The sequence below is a fragment of the Elusimicrobiota bacterium genome (genome assembly GCA_016721625.1).
Taxonomy (GTDB): Bacteria; Elusimicrobiota; Elusimicrobia; order FEN-1173; family FEN-1173; genus JADKHR01.
On sequence record JADKHR010000001.1, the window covers coordinates 1,279,243 to 1,297,352 of the forward strand.

The 18,110-nt window shown below is 59.2% G+C and carries 14 protein-coding genes and 2 pseudogenes; 8 read left to right on the top strand and 8 right to left on the bottom strand.

Going from position 1 to position 18,110, the window contains the following annotated elements:
* The first annotated feature begins 17 nt into the window (after positions 1-17).
* Positions 18-971: an endonuclease/exonuclease/phosphatase family protein gene (locus tag IPP35_05390; protein MBL0058532.1), complete on the top strand. Its 954-nt coding sequence runs from the start codon at positions 18-20 to the stop codon at positions 969-971.
* Positions 972-981: 10 nt separating this feature from the next.
* Here IPP35_05390 and IPP35_05395 read toward each other — a convergent pair whose 3' ends face one another.
* The 5 genes and pseudogenes from IPP35_05395 to IPP35_05415 all read right to left on the bottom strand — a co-directional run bounded on the left by IPP35_05395 (position 982) and on the right by IPP35_05415 (position 3,773).
* Positions 982-1,206 (bottom strand): hypothetical protein, encoded by a 225-nt coding sequence (locus IPP35_05395; protein ID MBL0058533.1) that lies wholly within the window; start codon positions 1,204-1,206, stop codon positions 982-984.
* Positions 1,187-1,933 (bottom strand): sel1 repeat family protein, encoded by a 747-nt coding sequence (locus tag IPP35_05400; GenBank protein MBL0058534.1) that lies wholly within the window; start codon positions 1,931-1,933, stop codon positions 1,187-1,189. The genes IPP35_05395 and IPP35_05400 overlap by 20 nt, the downstream gene beginning before the upstream one ends.
* A gap of 80 nt (positions 1,934-2,013) precedes the next feature.
* Positions 2,014-2,325: pseudogene (locus tag IPP35_05405) on the bottom strand (sel1 repeat family protein).
* Positions 2,326-2,334: 9 nt separating this feature from the next.
* Positions 2,335-2,490, bottom strand: a pseudogene (locus tag IPP35_05410) (SEL1-like repeat protein).
* Positions 2,491-2,744: 254 nt separating this feature from the next.
* Positions 2,745-3,773, bottom strand: coding sequence for a TraB/GumN family protein (locus IPP35_05415; protein MBL0058535.1), 1,029 nt, complete (start codon positions 3,771-3,773; stop codon positions 2,745-2,747).
* Positions 3,774-3,929: 156 nt separating this feature from the next.
* On the opposite strand from IPP35_05415, the gene IPP35_05420 reads away from it, so the two are divergent.
* Positions 3,930-4,184 carry a hypothetical protein gene (locus tag IPP35_05420; protein ID MBL0058536.1) on the top strand — a complete coding sequence of 85 codons (255 nt, stop codon included), beginning with the start codon at positions 3,930-3,932 and terminating at the stop codon, positions 4,182-4,184.
* A gap of 1,057 nt (positions 4,185-5,241) precedes the next feature.
* Here the strand turns inward: IPP35_05420 and IPP35_05425 are convergent.
* Together IPP35_05425 and IPP35_05430 are read right to left on the bottom strand one after the other, a co-directional pair.
* Entirely contained in the window at positions 5,242-5,745 is a 504-nt protein-coding gene (locus IPP35_05425; GenBank protein MBL0058537.1) for a hypothetical protein, read from the bottom strand.
* Positions 5,746-6,404: 659 nt separating this feature from the next.
* Positions 6,405-7,040, bottom strand: coding sequence for a hypothetical protein (locus IPP35_05430; protein MBL0058538.1), 636 nt, complete (start codon positions 7,038-7,040; stop codon positions 6,405-6,407).
* Between the two features lie 580 nt (positions 7,041-7,620).
* Between IPP35_05430 and IPP35_05435 the strand changes: the two genes are divergently transcribed.
* Both IPP35_05435 and IPP35_05440 read left to right on the top strand, forming a co-directional pair.
* Positions 7,621-10,755 (top strand): T9SS type A sorting domain-containing protein, encoded by a 3,135-nt coding sequence (locus tag IPP35_05435; GenBank protein ID MBL0058539.1) that lies wholly within the window; start codon positions 7,621-7,623, stop codon positions 10,753-10,755.
* 164 nt (positions 10,756-10,919) lie between these two features.
* Entirely contained in the window at positions 10,920-11,096 is a 177-nt protein-coding gene (locus tag IPP35_05440) for a T9SS type A sorting domain-containing protein (GenBank protein ID MBL0058540.1), read from the top strand.
* Between the two features lie 41 nt (positions 11,097-11,137).
* Here IPP35_05440 and IPP35_05445 read toward each other — a convergent pair whose 3' ends face one another.
* Positions 11,138-12,004, bottom strand: a complete 867-nt coding sequence (locus tag IPP35_05445) for a thermonuclease family protein (GenBank protein ID MBL0058541.1) — start codon at positions 12,002-12,004, stop codon at positions 11,138-11,140.
* 110 nt (positions 12,005-12,114) lie between these two features.
* Here IPP35_05445 and IPP35_05450 point away from each other — a divergent pair, with 110 nt between their 5' ends.
* From IPP35_05450 to IPP35_05465, 4 genes are all read left to right on the top strand, one after another.
* Complete coding sequence (locus tag IPP35_05450) at positions 12,115-12,774, top strand: hypothetical protein (protein ID MBL0058542.1); 660 nt, start codon at positions 12,115-12,117, stop codon at positions 12,772-12,774.
* Between the two features lie 36 nt (positions 12,775-12,810).
* On the top strand, positions 12,811-14,853 hold the full coding sequence (locus tag IPP35_05455; protein MBL0058543.1) for a hypothetical protein: 2,043 nt from the start codon (positions 12,811-12,813) through the stop codon (positions 14,851-14,853).
* 216 nt (positions 14,854-15,069) lie between these two features.
* Complete coding sequence (locus IPP35_05460) at positions 15,070-15,744, top strand: hypothetical protein (protein ID MBL0058544.1); 675 nt, start codon at positions 15,070-15,072, stop codon at positions 15,742-15,744.
* A 1,831-nt stretch (positions 15,745-17,575) separates the two neighbouring features.
* Positions 17,576-18,100, top strand: a complete 525-nt coding sequence (locus IPP35_05465) for a prepilin-type N-terminal cleavage/methylation domain-containing protein (protein ID MBL0058545.1) — start codon at positions 17,576-17,578, stop codon at positions 18,098-18,100.
* Positions 18,101-18,110 lie beyond the last annotated feature (10 nt).

Consider the following 18,110-nt stretch of genomic DNA (forward strand, 5'->3'; position numbering starts at 1 on the left):
GGCGGGCATGGGTTGGGGTGGCTACAGCAACACTTTCAGCCGTCTTGCTGGCTGGTCTTTTTTTCTGTTACGGGTTTCGATCCGACTCCGTTGCCGCGATTACCGTATTTCCCCATTGGGTTTGGGTTGCTCCGGCGGCCTTCCTGATGTGGATTGGGTTTAGGAATCGCAAGGGCCTACACCTGCTTATTCTTTTGGGTTGGCTAGGTTTTATTGTGGTTTTTTCCGATTCGCCTTTCCGATATTTCCAGAGAAGAGACCATGGGTTGAAAAGCGAGAACGTCGGAGAACATCAGAATAAGACCCTGCGGGTAGTGAGCTTAAACTGCGCAGGCGGCAGTGAAGACGCGGCGCGGGAAGTAATCCCCCTCAAACCTGATATCGTCTTTTTACAGGAGGTCCCTGAAGAAAAAACCGTTTTGAAATTGACCAAAGACCTCTTTGGGGAATTCGGAAACCTCGTGCGTGGAGAAGAAGCCGCCATCCTTGTCTCGGGAAAAGTAACGACCATGAAAGGATTGCCCTGGTTTGTTGCCCGCGCCAAAGTGGAATTGCCGAATGGAGTGAAACTGAACCTCACGACTTTTCGACTTAAAGCACCGATTGTGCGGGCGGACTTGTGGAACCCGGAATGCTGGCGTGTGCAAAAAGCTGATCGAATTGCACGGCGGAAACAGTTGAAGGAAATCCTTGATACAATTGAAAAGGACGTGGATACCGCCCATTCGGTTATGGGAGGAGACTTCAACGCTCCCCCAGGGGACGCTATTTTCCGCCTGATTGGGCCGGGGTGGAGTGACGCATTTGAAGTGGGCGGAACAGGATGGGGCGCAACGATGCCGAACAACTCGCCATTTTTTAGAATTGACCGAATCTTTAAATCAAACGGGATCCGTGTTGTTCAAGCCAAGACAGCGAAAACAAATTTTTCCGATCACCGTGCTTTAATCGTTGATATGTCTGTTCAGTAGAGGAATCCTCTTACCTTCCCCGCGACTGGGCGTCGATCAGGTAATCAGAGATCGTTTTGAGCCGTTTCACCTCCGCCTCGAACCCGGTGACTTCCTTGTTCAACCGCAGGTTCTCCCCGGTTAATCGCAACACCTCCAGCATGGCGTCCCGGCATTTTATCAAGAGCGCCAGGTTGTCCTGGCGCGCCCCCTTGGGGTAATTGCAGGGGTCCTCTTCATCGTAAACGGCCATCATGGCTACCCTCCTTGTGTGCGTCACTTATTCCATCCCGAGGTATCGCCGAAAGGGTGGGGCATATCCGTTTTAAAAACCCTCCCAGGGCGGTGATAAAGTTCATGGGCACCCCTTGGCCTGTGGCGCACATGACGGCCAGTTTGAACTGAGCTTTGAGGTGGCCTTGGCAGGCGGCTTTTTTGATCCAGGTGGCGGCGGCGGGAAGGTTTTGGGGAACGCCACGCCCTTTGGCATAGAGAATGCCGACGACGTATTGGGCTTGAGCGTGGCCTTGGTTGGCGGCCAGGAGAAAACATCGGGCGGCCTGGGAGGGGTTCTTTGGAACGGCTTGGCCCTTGGCGAACATCAGGCCGAGGGAATATTGGGCGTCGGCGTTTCCTTGGATGGCGGCATTGTGGTGCCAGTTGGCGGCTTTGGCCAGGTTCTTGGGCACGCTTTGGCCTTTGGCATACAGAAGCCCCAGAGCCTGCTGGGCGACCGCTAAACCCTGAGCGGCGGATTTTGATACCAGTCTCGGGCTTGTATCAAGGTTCACGGGAACGCCCCAGCCCCGGGCATGCATCTGCGCCAGAGAGAACTGGGCGTTGGGGTTCCCTTGTTTGGCGGATCGGCGAAACCATTTAACGGCGGATTCATAATCCTGGAAACGCCGTCGCCATGGGCATGCATGGTTCCCAAATAGAATTGGGCCGCGGCGTGGCCTTGGTCTGCGGCCATTTGGAACCACTTGAAAGCCTCCCGGCTATTTTTCAGAACTGTTTGGCCGATGAAATGGGCCAAGCCCAGATTGAATTGGGAATCGGCGCATCCTTGGTCGGCGGCTTTGCGGAACCATTTCAATGACTTGGCGGGGTCTTTTGGAACACCCTGGCCCTCGGCATACCTGACCCCCAAATCCCGCTGGGCTTCGGGGTTGCCTTCCTCCGCAGACTGGCGGAGCATTGCAAGGGATTTCTCGCGGGACTCGGGCGAGTTTTTCACGTCACCGTAGGCCTTGGCCAGGGTCAAGTGGGTTTTATCGTCCCCTTCCCGGGCCGCTCGCTTGAGCCACATCTTGGCCAGAGCTAAGTCCTTGGGCACGCCCACGCCGATGGTGTGGACCACGCTCAGCATCATCATCGCCTGGGCGTGACCCCGGGCGGCGGCGTCCCGCCACCATAGCACGGCCTGGGCGGGGTCCTTCGGCATCCCCTGGCCTTTGGAATAGGCTTCGCCGATTTTATAAAGGGCGTCGGCGGAGCTGTTGTCCGAAGCCCTTCGGAAAAACGCGAGGGCCTTCTTGATGGCAGGGACGTCATCCCCGTGCTCTTCCTAACGGCAAAAAGCTTGGTGAGGTCCTGCCAACTTTCCCCGAAGGGCTTTAACTGCGGTTCACGATCATTGAATTCTGCCATGGCCATCCTCCTGTGATTGGGTTCGGTTCACACAAATCCCCCCCGTCCTGCGGGCCCGGTGAACGGAGCCCGACGGGGGGTTGTCAGGGTTTGAGCGCCTCCTTTACTGATGTTTCGCGCAGGATCGTGGTGTCTGAAATCCATTTATTTCTCCTGCCTTTGTTTCCTAACCCGTTTCACGGTTAGGCCGCTGGACTTAAGGATGGCGATAAGGCCTTCTTTTCCGCCAAGATGTGCATAGCCCACCGCCATGAACGGGCGGTCGGTTGTTTTTAGAAGTTGGTGGAAGGTGTGCGCCATGGCGCGGTTGCGGCGGACCATGATGTTATAGTCTCTGTCTGCCTTGTCCAGGTCCCCGACGCGGCCCTCCCGCCAATCTTCCCACACCCAGTCCGCCACTTCACGGGCCTCGTCAATGGCGCGGTCCAAGGTGTCCGGCTCGAACGGGTCAAAGACATAATCGTTTCTGGCTTTGATGATTTTCCCGTGTTTGTTGTGAATCCAGTTTGGTTCGGCCGCAAGGATTGGTTTCGAGAATCCGGCACGCCCAAAAAGATGCCGCTCAATCCCGTTTTTGAAAGAGTATCCGCTGAGCTCGATCACGGCTCGATCGGTATCAAAGCCATTAATTGGAAGGGCCTTCTCGGTCAAATACAGGGAACGCCGATAGGCTTCGGCCCTGCGGTCGGAGATGGACTGGGACTGGTAGGCGAGCCAGGCCGCGGGGTCTCGGCGGATCTGGAGGGCGGCCACCCGATAAAGCAATTCGCGTTCCTTGCGGGTGTCGAGTTTGGGGGGCATGGGGCTGGGTGCCCGGGGTTTAGTCTTTCCCAGCTTGATTTCAAAGGAGAGCAACCGGGCGCGGTCAAAGGCCTCTAAAATGGCGGGGTCCATAGGGTAAACGCTGTCTTTGCCCGCGTGGATGGTGCCCAGCACGTGCCCCGTGCGGGCCCCGTCGGTGACCTCCCACATCATGGTGTAACGGTTGTCCGCGAAGTGCGCGAGAGCCAGTCGGCCGACGATGAAGATAATAAGCACGAGCGCGGCGCGATACGTGAGGGACCTCGGGATCAGTTCCCCCAGGGATCGGGGGAAGAAAGGAACCTCCTGGCTGAATGACGGGGTTTTCGGTGCGCTGTCATCATGGGTGGGGTGGCTGGAATCGTGTGCCATGATCGTTCTCCTTTGAGACCAAGGTCCAAGAAGATCGAGTCGCCCATGATGTCGGAGGGAGGATGCTTTCGTCCCTGCCTCCATTGTAAGGGAGAAAAATAGATAAAACAAACTAATAATATTAATAACTGATATAAACCATGATAATCTATTGGCATGGAGATCCAACACCTGCGTTCTTTCTTGGCGGTGGCGAGTGGGGGCGGGTATTTGCGCGCGGCGGTCAAAGCGTTGGAGCGGGAGCTGGGGATCGCGCTATTCGAGCGGCGCGGCCGCCGAGCGGTGCTGACCCTCGCTGGTTCGGCCCTGGTGGAGGAGGCGCTCACCAAGGCGGGGCTGGCCTATCAAGTGGGATTGGAGGCTAGGGGATGGGAGGCCATCAAGACCTACGCGGGGCGGGATTCGGCGTAGGGGTGGTGCCGGAACTGTGCCTGACTAAGGACGACCGCCGTGGGCTCGCCGTGCGAAGCACGGGAGACCTGTTCGGCCAGGATAGCTACGGGGCGGTCACCCGGCGGGGGATGGCGTTACCCCCCAAAGCCCGGGAGCTTATTCGGCTGGTGGACCCGGGGTACCCCGAGTTGGCGCCCAGGGGAGGCAAGACTTAGCTGGCCTATAGGAAAGTTAAGGCGTCTGATAGGGCTGGGGAGACGTTTGACCCCAGCCCTTTTATATTTTGCGGTGATTTTTCGGCGGTGGCCGTCGGGGGGTGTGGGGGGCCACCGGCCAGGCAGCCCCCCATAATCCCCCCGCGGACGGCCACGAGGTTTGTGGCCGGCCGTGGGGGGAGGGGGGGCGTTTTGCCTGGAGCGCCGCCAGCGGTGCCGTGCGGGCCGAAGCCTGGCCTGCACGGCGGCGCAATGGGGCGGCGCTTGCGGTAGCCACCGGCAAGCGCCGAAGTTTTGTGACCGCGAGTAGCGAGGCTCTGAACGATAAACAGGCGGGACGGTGGCGGTGTTTGCCACCGGGGCTTTCGCTTGGTGAGGGGGCCCACGCGCGAGGCGCGGCGGCGAAGTCTGCCGTGCCTTGGACACAAGGCTGGGCCCCCGAATAAAGGACCGGCGGGTGGGAACCACCCGGGCATATACCTCATAGGGGGATATGCCGCTGTCTATGGCAAGCCCGGTCTTAATAAGTGTCCCTGGGGGCTTTATTCTTTTAATGCGCGCGGGAAGAAAGGGCGAAGCCCATAGGGGACCGGCGGGTTGGGAGGTGGAGCCCCTGCGGGGCCGGCGCGGAAGCGGGGCGCGGCCTGTGGCCGCGCGGCTTCTCCGTGGCACCGGAGCGGGAAACGTTGAAACCGGAGGCAGGAGTTGCGGCGCGTTTGATGCCCGAGCCGTGGGAGGCGAGAAAATGGGTGGAGGACGCTAGTCCGGAAACCAGGCGCCGCGACGGGCGTTTGTCCGGAGCAAGGATTGTCCGCAAACCGGAGCGGGAAACATATCTCCCGTGGCCGACGGAATAACCGTCAGCGGGTTTCCCTTCCCCCACCGAAGCGGAGGGCGAACCGCTCCAGCGGGAACGATTCCGCCGGAGCACAGCGGGGCGCGGCCAAAAAGGCCGCGCGGCTTCTCCTGTGGATCGGAGCGTGAAACGTTGGAATCGGAGGCAGGAGTTGCGGCGCGTTTGATGCGCCGCGACGGGCGTTCGTCCAGCGCGATGATTTCCCGGAAACCGGAGCGGGGAACATATCTCCCGTGGCCGACGGAATAACCGTCAGCGGGTTTCCGTTCCCCGTGCGGAGCAATGGGCGGAATCGCTCCGCCGGGAATGATTCCGCCGGAGCACAGCGGGGCGCGGCCAAAAAGGCCGCGCGGCTTTTCCCGTGGACCGGAGCGGGAAACGTTGGAATCGGAGGTAGGAGTTGCGGCGCGTAATAGGCGCCGCGACGGACGTTCGTCCAGTGCGGGGTTTCCCGCAAACCGGAGCGGGAAACATATCTCCGCGCGGACGACGAAATAACCGTCAGCACAGGGGGCGAGGATGGACCGCCGCGTGGTTTTCGTGGCGGGCCGCCCGAGCGGTCTTTCTACGAAGATCGGAGCGGTTGCCATTTCTTCCCAGGAAGACGAATCAACCGTCAGTGTCAAACGAGCGCGCCGTCTGTCGCTTCGGGGCGGCCTCGCGCGCACCGTATTCTTCCGCCGCGAGCGGAACGGTCCCCTTTCTTTCCCGGCCAGCGATTCAGTCTCAGTCCCCGTCTTCCTCCCCGGCCCGAAGCGGCTGGGTCCTTTCTTCCCGTTGTGGCTTCTGTTTTATCCGGCCCGTGGAAGGGCTCCTGTTGTCCCGGTAAATGGCGAAGAGGTCCGAAGCGGCCCGCCAGTCAGCGAGGCCCGAAGGGCCGTGCGTGTCTCTGTCCCGTTCTGTGCTGTGTGGGGGTGGAAGAGAACAGTGGCGCGCTGTGGCGCCCGCATAGCGGTCACAAATTGAGGATAAAAAAGGACCCCTCTCCTCGGTCCTCTCCCCAAATGGGGGCGAGGATGCACTCAGTTGCGTGGAGATGTTGGCCCGCACAAGGGCATTGGAAGCGGTCCAACCCGGTGCGCTCACGATCTCGCGCCCGTTCCCAAGCGCGCCAAAGTGACCAACGTGCCATTCAAGGCACGTTGCCTTGGCTGGTCACCCCATCGACTAAACGGTCACGGCCGCTATTTCTGTTTGGAAGCGCGACTTGTGAGTGTGCGCCATGTTTGGCGCACTCAACACAGTGGTTCGCACCGATTCCCGTCGGGGACACCATTTCAAAGAAGCGAACCGCGAGGAAGAACTCACTCCCAGTCCGGGGGTGGGTTCTTTTGTTTGTGGGGTCCGGAGGGGGCTGTCGGTCAGGGCCACTCTGAGCGCGGGGGCGGAGGACAAGGAATGGGGCTCTAATTTTCCGTCGAACGCGGGGTCACAAACGAACTCGACAATGACCGACGTTTTGGAATAGTGAATCCGTTTGATGCCTCGGCGAAGGGCCAGGGCTTTTTCAATTCCGGTTTTGCGCGCACATGCATTTAAGAATTTCTGAATGCCTTGGCCCAGTTTTTCGGCCGTTATGCTCTCAAAATGCCCCTGGGGTTCGATTCCCGGTGAGAGGGTCGACCGTGATTTTTCCCCACTCAAATAAACCGCTTTATTTAGATATTCCTTGTCCATGGAGACCCTTAAAAGGTTCTGGTAAACGGCTTCATGGAGGCGGGTGGCGTTGATCTGGCGAACAGAGCAAAGGCCCCATCCCCGGTGCGAAAGTTTACTGCACCGGTAATAAAAATATTTCTTCACTTTGTGGTTCTTGTTCTTCAGGATATACGACGTCCGACGTCCGGGACGTTGCTTATTTCTTATATTTATTGAAAGGAGATTCTGTCGTTCCTCCGCGTGTTCTCCGACGGGGTATCACATGGTGACCCACCCCATGCGCGTCCAGCCGAAATTGCATTGACATAGAGCAGACACAGCTTTATATACACTACATATGCAACGTCCCATATTTCTTTCCACCGGCTGATGGAAGCGGGCCTTATTGAACAAATCGGCCACGGCCGGGCCACGGGATACATTCTGAAATCAAAGGAACCATGCCCCCCCCTGCCGCACTCGAACAAAAACTTTAAAATTACTGAAACATCCTTCGGGATGACGCATACCGGACACGTCGATACGAGCCTGGCGGGGCGCGAGACAATTTCTAGTCTTCAGCAGTAAGTCAATTTGTATGCTACGTCCCCTTGGACCCGCCTCGGTTGGTAACGGACAAAATGGACCCCCACCCAGGAAAATCCAGGTAAGCCTCTGGATGATTTTCAGGTGAATTGGAACGAAAATGGCTTTATTGATGCATCTCATGGTAATAAGGGAAACCATGAGAAATAACCGATTAATTCAACGGTGGCTGACGGGAACGGGGCTGATTTTAGCCTTTTCCGGTTCCGCCGTGTCTGGGGGCGCGGGACTTCCTTCCCAGTCCTTGAGAACCCTTTATGACCAAACGGCCCTGGTTCAAGACGCCCAGGGAAACCCCCTGCCCACCGAGTGGGAACTGTTCCCAACGACCGGAGGAACCGTCCAATGGGGAGGGGTGAATTTGTCGTCCGGGGGGACGACAACCCCACGACCGATCCACGTGACCTATGCCGGGGGCCGGGCGGTTCCAATGAGTGGGTTGGTGATGGTTCCACCCCCATCGGCCACCAACTTCACGAAGCTTTTTTTCCACCCGGTGTTGGACCCAGCGACCACCTGGGAGTTGGAGGTCACGATGGGGTTGTTGGACACGGGGACGACCGGGAGGGTCCATGTTCAGGTGGTGGTCGGCGGGGATCGCCCCAACGCCCTGGACGACCCCTGGGCGGTCTTGGTTTCGACAACAATGGCCGCGGGTGACACGCGGGTTTTAAAAGTCCCCTTGGGGTTGTGGCCGCTGAGGAACCATTTCGTCCTGGCACTGCAGACCTCTAAAACGCCATCAAACACCCAGCCGGACTTGGTTGTGTTGGAGGATGCCACCCTCGTGCCCGGCCCCGCGCGGCCGGAGATGGGAATCGCGCGGTCGAATATCAACTGGTCGCCGGATCCCGCGAAAGTGATTAACGGAATCGCGGGTTTGAATCCCGGATGGCTTCGAAATACAACGGGGCCCGGAACCCCGCCGGTTCGAGTGGCGGCGGAACTCGCCCAAGCCAAGGCGCGGGGGTTAAAAGTTTTGCTGGCGATATTGCCCGAACGAGCGGATTTCAATGACAACTACTTGAGGACCCTGAACCCCAACGTTTATGAATATGAAAATGCCGGAACGGCTTTTAACAGCCTGTGCGGTTACACGCAAGGCTCCCCCAAACTGAGCGAGGTGGACCCGGTGAAATTCGCCAATCGGTTGGCCGCTTTCCTTCAGGCCGCCGAAACGGCCGGAGTTCATTTTGACGCGGTGGAGATCGGGAATGAATTGGACTGGGTCTGTTTCAACGGCGATATCCCTCTCGGGCAGATTCCGGGGCCTTTGGATTCATCGATTCGGACCTACGGAAAGTTATTGGAAAAGGCTTATCCCCTGGTTAAAAACCATAACCCCTCGGCCTCCATCGTCACCTTTGGAATGGCCAACGCGGGCACGTTCCAAGAAAGCACGTACGTCACCGATCCCGGGCCGAACTATGTGGCGGACCCGGGCCGAAATTTCATTCTCCGATTGGCGACCATCGACGCGGGAAAAAATTATCTGGATTTCGTGGACGGAATTGGGACCCACCTTTATCCCGGTGTCGGGCGATCCGACCGCATGGCTAAAATGGTCCTTGGAACCGCCAGGTCGTTGGGGGTAACGAAACCCTATTGGGTCACAGAATGGGGGTTCCGGTCGGACCTTTACCCGGCGAGTTCCCGGTATCAAGATATACGTAAAACCATCGAGGGCCTCAACAGTATGGGATCGGTGCCGGTGCGAACCTTGCTGTATTACAGCTACGACGATCTGACGCCTGGGCACCCCCATAATTTGGTGGATGCCTCGGGCGCGAGGCTCCCCGAAGCCGGTATGTTTGAAGATCCCGGTTTGAACCCCTACCCGCGACCGGCACCGCCGACGCCGGTCGACGCGACCCCGCCGGCGGTGAATGGGATGTGGCCGGGAGCCGGGAGCGCCATCGCCGGAAGGGTTTTGCTCAAGGCGAACCCCACGGATAACGTTCGGCCCAATTGGGTCACCTTCACGGTGGACGGCCAGCCCGCGTGGTCCATGCCGGCCATCGCCACAACCACCTACAGTTGGAATTCCGCCAGCGCCACAGACGGCCTCCACACCGTGGGGGCGATCGTTTACGATGTGTTCGGGAACAGCGTGTCCACCGCCGTGACGGTGATGGTGGATAACGGAGTTCCCGCCGTCTCCATCCTTCAGCCCTCGCCCGGTGCGAGCGTTTGGGGATCCGTCGTCGTGTCGGCGGCCCCGACGGACGCCATGGGGGTCGGTTCGGTCGTCTTTTTGGTCAACGGGGTGGCCAAGGCCACCGCGACCGCGGCCCCCTACGAGTATGCGTGGCCGACCTCCGCCGTCGTTAACGGACCCGCCGTCCTCACGGCCCGGGTCTATGACCGAGCGGGCAACAGCGCGCTCTCCCTCCCCGTCGCCGTCACCGTGGCAAATCGGGTGCCCGCACTGGCGGTGACGCCTCTGACGGTGGACTTCGCGGGTTCTCTAGGAGACACCAACCCTTCACCGAAATCCCTGTCCATCGGGAACTCCGTGGCGGGATCGACCCTCGTGTGGACGGTGACAGGCTCGATCCCGTGGTTGACGGTATTCCCTTCCAGTGGCACAGGAAGCGGGACGGTGTCCTTGTCGGCGAACCTGTCGGGACAAGGGCTCGGACTGCAAACGGGAACTCTGACGGTGACCGCCTTGGACATCAATGGGGCGGCGGGTTCTCCCGCCATGGTTAACGTCAATTTAGTGATCTCTCCATCGCTGGACACCACGCCTCCCCTGGTTTCATTCACGGCTCCCACCCCAGGAGCCCGTGTCACGGGGACCGTTTTTGTCGCTATTTCAGCCACGGACGACCGCGGGGTCCAAGGGGTTGTTTTCTTTGTGGACGGAGTGTCCGTCAGCACCGACACCGCCCCGCCCTTCGCCTATGCCTGGGACACGACGCGCTCTTCTCCGGGTGTTCACAGTGTCCTTGTCCAGGCCTATGACGCCGCCGGCAACAGGACCCAGGAAACCCTGAGAGTCTCCATCCCGCCCCAAGAAAAACCCACCGCCTACCCAAACCCCTATCGAGGAGAGGGAACCATGAGGTTTTCGGGTTTGGAAGGAGGAAGCCGGATCAAGATATTCACATCGGGGGGAAGGCTTGTGGCCGAACTCCCGGTGGACAGCGACGGTCAATCGGCCTGGGAGGGACAAAACGCCGGGGGACTCCCCGCCGCCAGCGGCGTGTACCTCGTGGCCGCTGAATCCGGAAAAGCGCGCCGAACCTTCAAGATCCTCATTCAACGGTAATAAAACACTCGAACTCGGCGATCCATGCGCCCGCCCCAACGGTTCAGGCGCACTCCCCCGGACCGAACATTGGATAGGATAGAGCCTTCGATCCGCGGAATATAGTCGCGCCGGCCAAGGGGCACCTGGGGATCCACTTCACCGACCTCCCGCTGGGCGCGGTCTTGACGGTCTATGCCATGGACGGCAAAGAAGTTTATGCCTTGGAAGCGGACTCCACCGGCAAGGGCTTCTGGCCCGGCACCAATCAAGCCGGCCAGAAAGTGGTCAGCGGCGTTTATTATGTCTATGTGCAAGGGGCGGGCGCTTCAAAGACCGTGAAAGTGGTGATCCAACGATAAAAATTCTGTAGGGCCGCCCCCTGGGAAGGCCGCCAACCTTTTTATTTTGGGGGAAGTGCCAGAGCCCCACGGGGGTGGCGGAATTCCCAGGGAGGAAGGGGATTTTTTTCGGCCCAAAGACCCCGCTTCGCCGAACGGGCCTCCGCTTCGAGGCTCTCCAACGTTTTGTTGTCGGGGGCATACTTTCGGTACCACCAGCCCATGCCGGCGAGCAGGATCTCTTCGTTTAATAACCGATCGTCCTCCATCCGAACCCACGCCACCATGCGGCCGTATTTATCAATGTTCACCACGGTGACGGTCACCCTTTTTCCGAAAATCTTGGAAGCGGTGTATTGTTTTGACCTGGCGCCGAAGTCCTGCCCTTTTTCGGGGCAGTCCACGCCCTCCAGGCGGACCCGACGAGGCCGGTGTTGGGCCAGGACGTCCAGCGTGTCCCCGTCCAAAACGCTTGTGACCTCGCCCGAAAACTCAGGGGAACGGCCCGCCTGGAGCGCGGGGCCAAACAAACCCGGCGGCGAATCCACGAGGCAGGCGGTCAACTCATCATGGAAAGTGTTTTCCCCCACCTTGTTTTCTCGGTGAAACCGTCCGCAGGAAAGAACGGTTTGACCGTTCTGAAGGTCCGTCTTTCCAAAGGAAAAAACATGCACTTTATGGGCGCCTTGCCGGATATCGAGGGTGAAGTAGGCGTTTCCCTTGGAGGAAACAGAACCCCTGATGTTTTCAGCGGTCCCGTCGACACAAACGCTTTGCCCGTCGTAGGTTTCCGGGAAAGCCAAGAGTGTTCCGACGGGAAGGATCGACAGTCCCGCCCAGGCGCGAACAAAAGAAAGGAGAAGAATGGCGAAACAAGTGAACCAGCGCATGGCGAACTCGTCGGAAAGGCTGTTTTGATTCGAAATCATTCTAGCACTCGACGGAAATAAGTCAAGCTTGGATTTTGTAGGATTCATCCGTCTATGAAATCTTCAGGCGGATGCATTCGATTTAAATTACGAACATACGGTGCGTGCCCATGATGCGATGGTTTTGTTTTGGTTTAGCACTAGGGGCGGCGTTTTTCTTTTCGTTTCGAGTGGGACGGAACAACCCGGACCCGCCCCGGTCGGCGTGGCAAAGAGGGCTCAGGGCCGCCGCGGTTCTTCTGATCGGGCTAGGGCTTTTTGGAGTGGCGGAAAAAGCCTATTTTTATCCGCGCTATGGTGGGTGGGCCGGTTATCTGACCGAGGGCTGGATGGCGGGGAGCTTGACGCATAAAACGGAAGGCGATTTAAGAAAGTTACAAGCCGATCTTTCTCTCTGGTATGGAGACAAGGGGAAATTCCCGGCCACGCTGGACCTCCTGGAGCGGAACCCTCTGCCCTCGCGGGGGCCCTGGCCGCCCCATGCCGAGGTTTTTCTGGAGGTGAACAACCGATTCAAGCGCGCCCATTGGTTTTGCGATACCAACCACTTCAAATATTTCTCGTCGCGGACGCTATCCGACGACAGCGGCGGGTGGGGCTATGTCAACGATCCCAGGAGCCCCGAGTGGGGGACCGTTTTCGTCAATTGCACGCATCTTCATTTCGAGAAGCGCGTCCCCTGGAACCTGTCGTCGACGGTGGCCCGGTCGGTTGCTTCCGAGGCCGAACCGCAAACCCCAACCGACGCCTTGACGTCCGGGACGCGTTGAAAAATCGGGGAATCCGACCTATACTGACGGGTCCCCGTGGACTTTAAAACCGCCTCTCGATATCCCGCATCCTGCGCCTTAAGGGCACCGAGCAAACGATCGGTCTGGGGACTGTTGCTTTTGACCGGGATGGCCGTTTCCCTCCAAGCGGCGCCCGGGGACTGGTTCCGTCCCGTGGCCTCCACCGACGTCTCCAACCTTTGGACCACGGACGCCAACGCCTACGATGGGTCCTTGGCCACCTACGCCTCGGACGCCAGCAACCGCGTGGGCTACGGCGGCGAGATGCAATTCACCCTCCCCGCCACGCTCCTCTCCGACCGGGTTCGGGTATCGGCCGACTTCGGTTACGGCGTGGTCGACAAAGTTCAGATCAAAATCCTTCCCCACCTCGGCGCGTGGACGGTCGTGTACGACGGGGTCATCAACGATGTTTCGTACAGCGAATTAACATTCACTCAACAACAGATCGACGCGTTCAGTTTCACCTTCCATTACCTCTCCACCGGCTATAACTTCTGGCTCTACGACATCGCGGCCATGCAAGCCTCGCCGGCCCCCACCGCGCCCGTGGTGCTCAGCACCTCGGCGACATCGCTCTCGGATAACGCGGCCGTTCTCCACGCCATCCTCTCCAACTCCGGAGGATTGCCGTGCCAGTTAAGGTTTGAATACGGGCTCACGGCCGCCTACGGGTCGTCGACCCCCTGGCAAAGCGGGTACGGCACGGGGGACACCATGGGCTACCCGATCGGCGGCCTCGCCGCCGCCACGCTCTACCACTTCCGGGCCGAAGCCCAACAATTTTCCACCGGCCCTTTCACCTCGGGGGCCGACCTCACCTTCGTCACCGGCCCGATTCCCGATGACGGGACGGCGGGGTTCGTTACACCCATCGTCAGTAGCGATGCCACCGGCCGATGGCTGACCCCGGAACGCTCCCGGGACGACGACGACATTTCCTACGCGACCTGTTACCACACCATCAACAGCGGCCAACCCTGGAGCCCCTATCTCTATATGCAAACACCGGCCGTTTGGGCCAACGGCGTGCGAATGGTGGCCCCCTCCACAGCTTTGCAGGACCAAATCGCCGTGGACATCTCTTCAGGGGGCGTGTGGCAAAACATTTACACCGGGGTCATCAGTGGTGCGTTGACCGTGGGGTTCAGCACGGCCCAGGTCACCCAGGCCCGCGTGATGGTTCACACGACGTCCGATCCTTCCGGTTTTTATTGGCAATTGAACGAATTCGATTTCCGCGCTTCCACCACGCCGCCTCCGTCGACCATCCTGAACCTGGCCGCCACCTCGGGCTTTTTACCAGGGACCTCCACTCTCACCTGGACGGCCCCCGGGAACTACGGATCCAAAACCGGCACCACCTCCAAACAGTATGACATCCGCTATTCGACGATCCCCGCCAACGCGCCGTCTCTCAGCAACGCCCTGTTCAGCGCCGCCGCGTCGGTTTCCGCTTTTGGAACGATCCCCACGCCCTCCGTCAAGGGCACGGCTGAAACCATGTCGCTGGCCGGCCTGATCCAGGGAACAACCTATTATTATGCCATCAAAGCGCGAAACGAAATCCCTCTCTGGTCCCTTCTTTCCAACGGCGCCAACGCCGTGGCCACCATCGCCACCCGGGGGATCTCCATCAGTACTCCGTCGTATGTTTTTGGCTCCGTCGCTTTGGGAACCTCCGTCGTTTCCACGACCGCGGTGCAGGTGACCAATAGCGGCAACATCGTCAGCACCTTCACCTTCAGCGCGGCCACCACCACGCTCGGCTCCCCCTGGACTCTTTCTCCCGCAGAACCCACATCCCCCGACCAGGTGGTTATCTACGGCGCTTTCCACGCCACGCAACCCGCCAGCGGCACCTTCGGCCCCGAAGACGTCATCCTGACCACAGCCCAAGTCTGCAACGCGACGCGCTTTTCGATCAATGGAACCCAAACCGGCACCGCCGTCCCCGTGAGCGCTTCCCGCCCATTATGGATCAAGGTGGCCATGCCGACCAAATCCTCCACCGCCCAATCGCAAAACGTCACCATTACCCTCACCGCCGGGCCCTAGAAATACCGACGAAGGGCTTGGCCACCCTGGGGAAAGAGAGGCACGACTCCAAAGAAGCAAAAAGCCTTGAATTTTCCCCTAAGCGGGGGTATCCTTAGAACCAGACGATGGGGGATTAATTCGGGACGAGTTCGATCTATTTTAAAGGGGGAAACTTTGGCGACTTGCGTAAGGAAAAAGTTCCCTTGCTTGGGCCGAGGGCGCGAGGGCTTCAGTTTGACGGAAGTCGTCGTGGCCATGGCGATCATGGCCGTCATTGTCACCGGGTTCATCGGCGGGTTCAACCTCCTCTCTAAACTGATCACCGCGACCCGCAACAAATCGCTGGCCACGCGGTCGGCGCGAAACGGTTTGGCCGAGTTCCAAGGCATGCCCTACCATCGGGTATACGCGTCGGCGATCCCCATCGCGGTCCCCCACGTGAGTCCAACCGCCTACCACGACCCCGCTCATTACCCCCCCATCGTCGAGCATTACAATAACGTTACTTTCACCCGCTACACCTTTGTCGATAAACTTCTGAAAAACGGGGCTACAGATCTGTTTCAACCCGTGGCCGCGAACGCGCCCGATACCGGCCTAAAGCGCGTGGCCCAGACCGTGGTCTGGCAAGACCCTTCGGGCGATTGGCGGAACGTGGGGCTGAAAGGCCTGATCAGCAACCCGAACCGCCAGACGAATAGCGTGCAGTTCACGGGAAACGTCGTCTCGTTTTTAGGCCCCCCTTGGCCAATACCGTCGTGGAAGTCCTCCAAAACCCCGCCTGGCAGGCCCGGAGCGACGGGGCGGGGGCTTACGCAATTTCCTCGATACCGGGAACCTACTCTCTTCGCGCCCGTCAGCACGGGTTTTTCTCCCAGGTCATCGCCAACCAAACCGTCGATTTTTTGAACACCCCGTTGTCCGTCAATTTTACCCTCCGCCTCATGGACAGCGGCACCATCAAAGGCACCGTCTGGGCCAACGACCATCTGGTCATCAGCCGAATCGTCGGGGCTGCGGGGGGCCATGAGTTTGTCGAAATTTACAACCCCACCACCTACACCTGGCAAATGAACAACCCTCAGATAAAACTTTCCTTTCAAAGACGCACCGTTCAGGATCCCAGCCCCATCCCTATTGATATAAATTTCATCTCTCCCAGCGTGGCCTCCCACCATTTTTATCTGTTCGCCAACGCGAACCCTTCCTTAAATGGCGTCCCCGCGGATGCGGTCTGGGACGCCGGCGGGCCAAACACGATCGCACTGAACGCTCGGCATCCGGCTATCCCTTTCAATGTCATTGCCACTTACGAAGACGGGATGTCGGGTCTCTACCCGGAAGGGGCCGGAGGGTTGATTTTGGAAGACCAAAACCGGGGCGTGCTGGACACCGTTGGCTGGCACGGGGGAGGAACCGCCTGCCCCCCGGATCCCGGATTCAGTCCGGACCCAAACGCCATGGAGGGCAATCCCCTGGGCCTCGTTGATTGCGCGGGCCTTCGGCAGGACGAAGAATTCTATCGTTATTCCAGCACCCACCAGATCCTGAACGTCGCGGATGGACCGGCCTACGACAGCGGGGACAACGAACTGGACTGGGGACGCCACCTGGGTCCCCTGACACCGCGCAACACGTCCAATCAACTTTCCCCCATCGCGGGAACGCCGGGTATCGGTGCCTTCATTTTTGCGAACGATGGCCTGTCCGCTTCCACCCAAGCCGTTCAGGCGATAACCGGAGGCGGCCCCTACGCCGCCTTCTCACTCCCGAAAGTGGCGACGGGAACCTGGACCTTTTCCGTCTCTCTCGGGACGCTCCACCAAGAGGGCCCGGTGAACATCAACGGCGTTTCGGTAACAACCACTGTTTTCCTGACCCAATCCTCGAACAAAGGTTTCCTGAGCGGTCAGGTGACGGACCTCGCGACAACCCTTTCTCTGCCGGGGATCACGCTGACCGCTGGAGCCAACAGTTTCATCACCGCGGGGGATGGGCGTTTCCGGGCGGCCGTGGACCCGGGCGCCTACACCCTGACCGCCAACCCGGGGGGTTTGAATTCGTTGTTTACGGAACAGGCCCTTCCCGTCAACGTGTTGTTGGGCCAAGAGCTGGCCGGGCAAGATTTCCAATTGTCCGGCGCCGGTTTTCTGAGTGGGTGCGTCACCGCGGACGGAATCAATCCTCTTCCAGACATTAACGTTCAAATTTTCCCGCTGTTCACCAACATGGTTCAGGGGGAGGCGCTCAGCCAGTCCGATTGTCATTTCTCCGTCCGGGTCCCCACCGGAACCTACACGGTTCAACCCGCCCTCGACGTTGAAGAATCCGCCACCCCTGCCCAATTCTCCCCTGTGACGCTAACAGCGGGGTCCACTCTTTTCGTTGGAACGTTTACCGTGACCCTCGCCTATGGGTTCATCGAAGGGGTGGTCACCGAAGGCGGCCACCCCATTACGACGGGGGTGCCCATTCACGCGTCGACCGACGGGGGGTTGGTCAATGGCGGATGGCCTGGGATTATGAATTCGAATAACCATTACTCTGTTAACCAAGCGTATATGACGGTCAGCGACAACAACGGCAACTACCGCCTTCGCGCCCTGGCGGCCACGGGCTATCATGTCTTCGGTTATTACACGACGTTCAATGGGAACGCCCCGACCACCACGTCCCAGGGAGTTGCCGGAACGATAAACGTATCCACGACGGCTCCCGTTACCGTCAATCTCAATTGGCCATGAACCTCTCGCGAGGTTCCCAGGGCGGAGGAAAAGAGCGGGGGATCACCCTAACCGAATTGTTGATGGTGAGCGCCATCTTGGGGTTTCTTTTGACTTTGGGAGCCCGATTGTTCATTTCCATCGATCGCTACTTTCGGCTGAACAGCGCTCGAGTGGAAATTCAACGGGACGCGGAGCGGGTGACGACCCTCGTCCATCGCTATCTTTCAAAAGCCGATCCCTGGAGCGTCACCGTGGATCAAGCCTTTCCTTTTAACACGAACCCCGCCTTTTCCCGTATCCAGTTCATCACCATCGACGGGTCCACCGTGACTTTTTGGCAGGACCAACGCACGTTCTATTTGGCGGTCAATGGAAGCACCCAGACCCTTTCCCAGAACGTTCGCGGAGTGGCTTTTGTTTACCCCGACATCGTTAAGTTGGGCGACCTCCTTTTTTCCGTCACAACCGAAAAAAGCATCGGCGGCGGTCAGACGAAAACCACCCATACGCTCCAGTCCCGAATCCGGATGGTGAACTAGCCATGGCCCG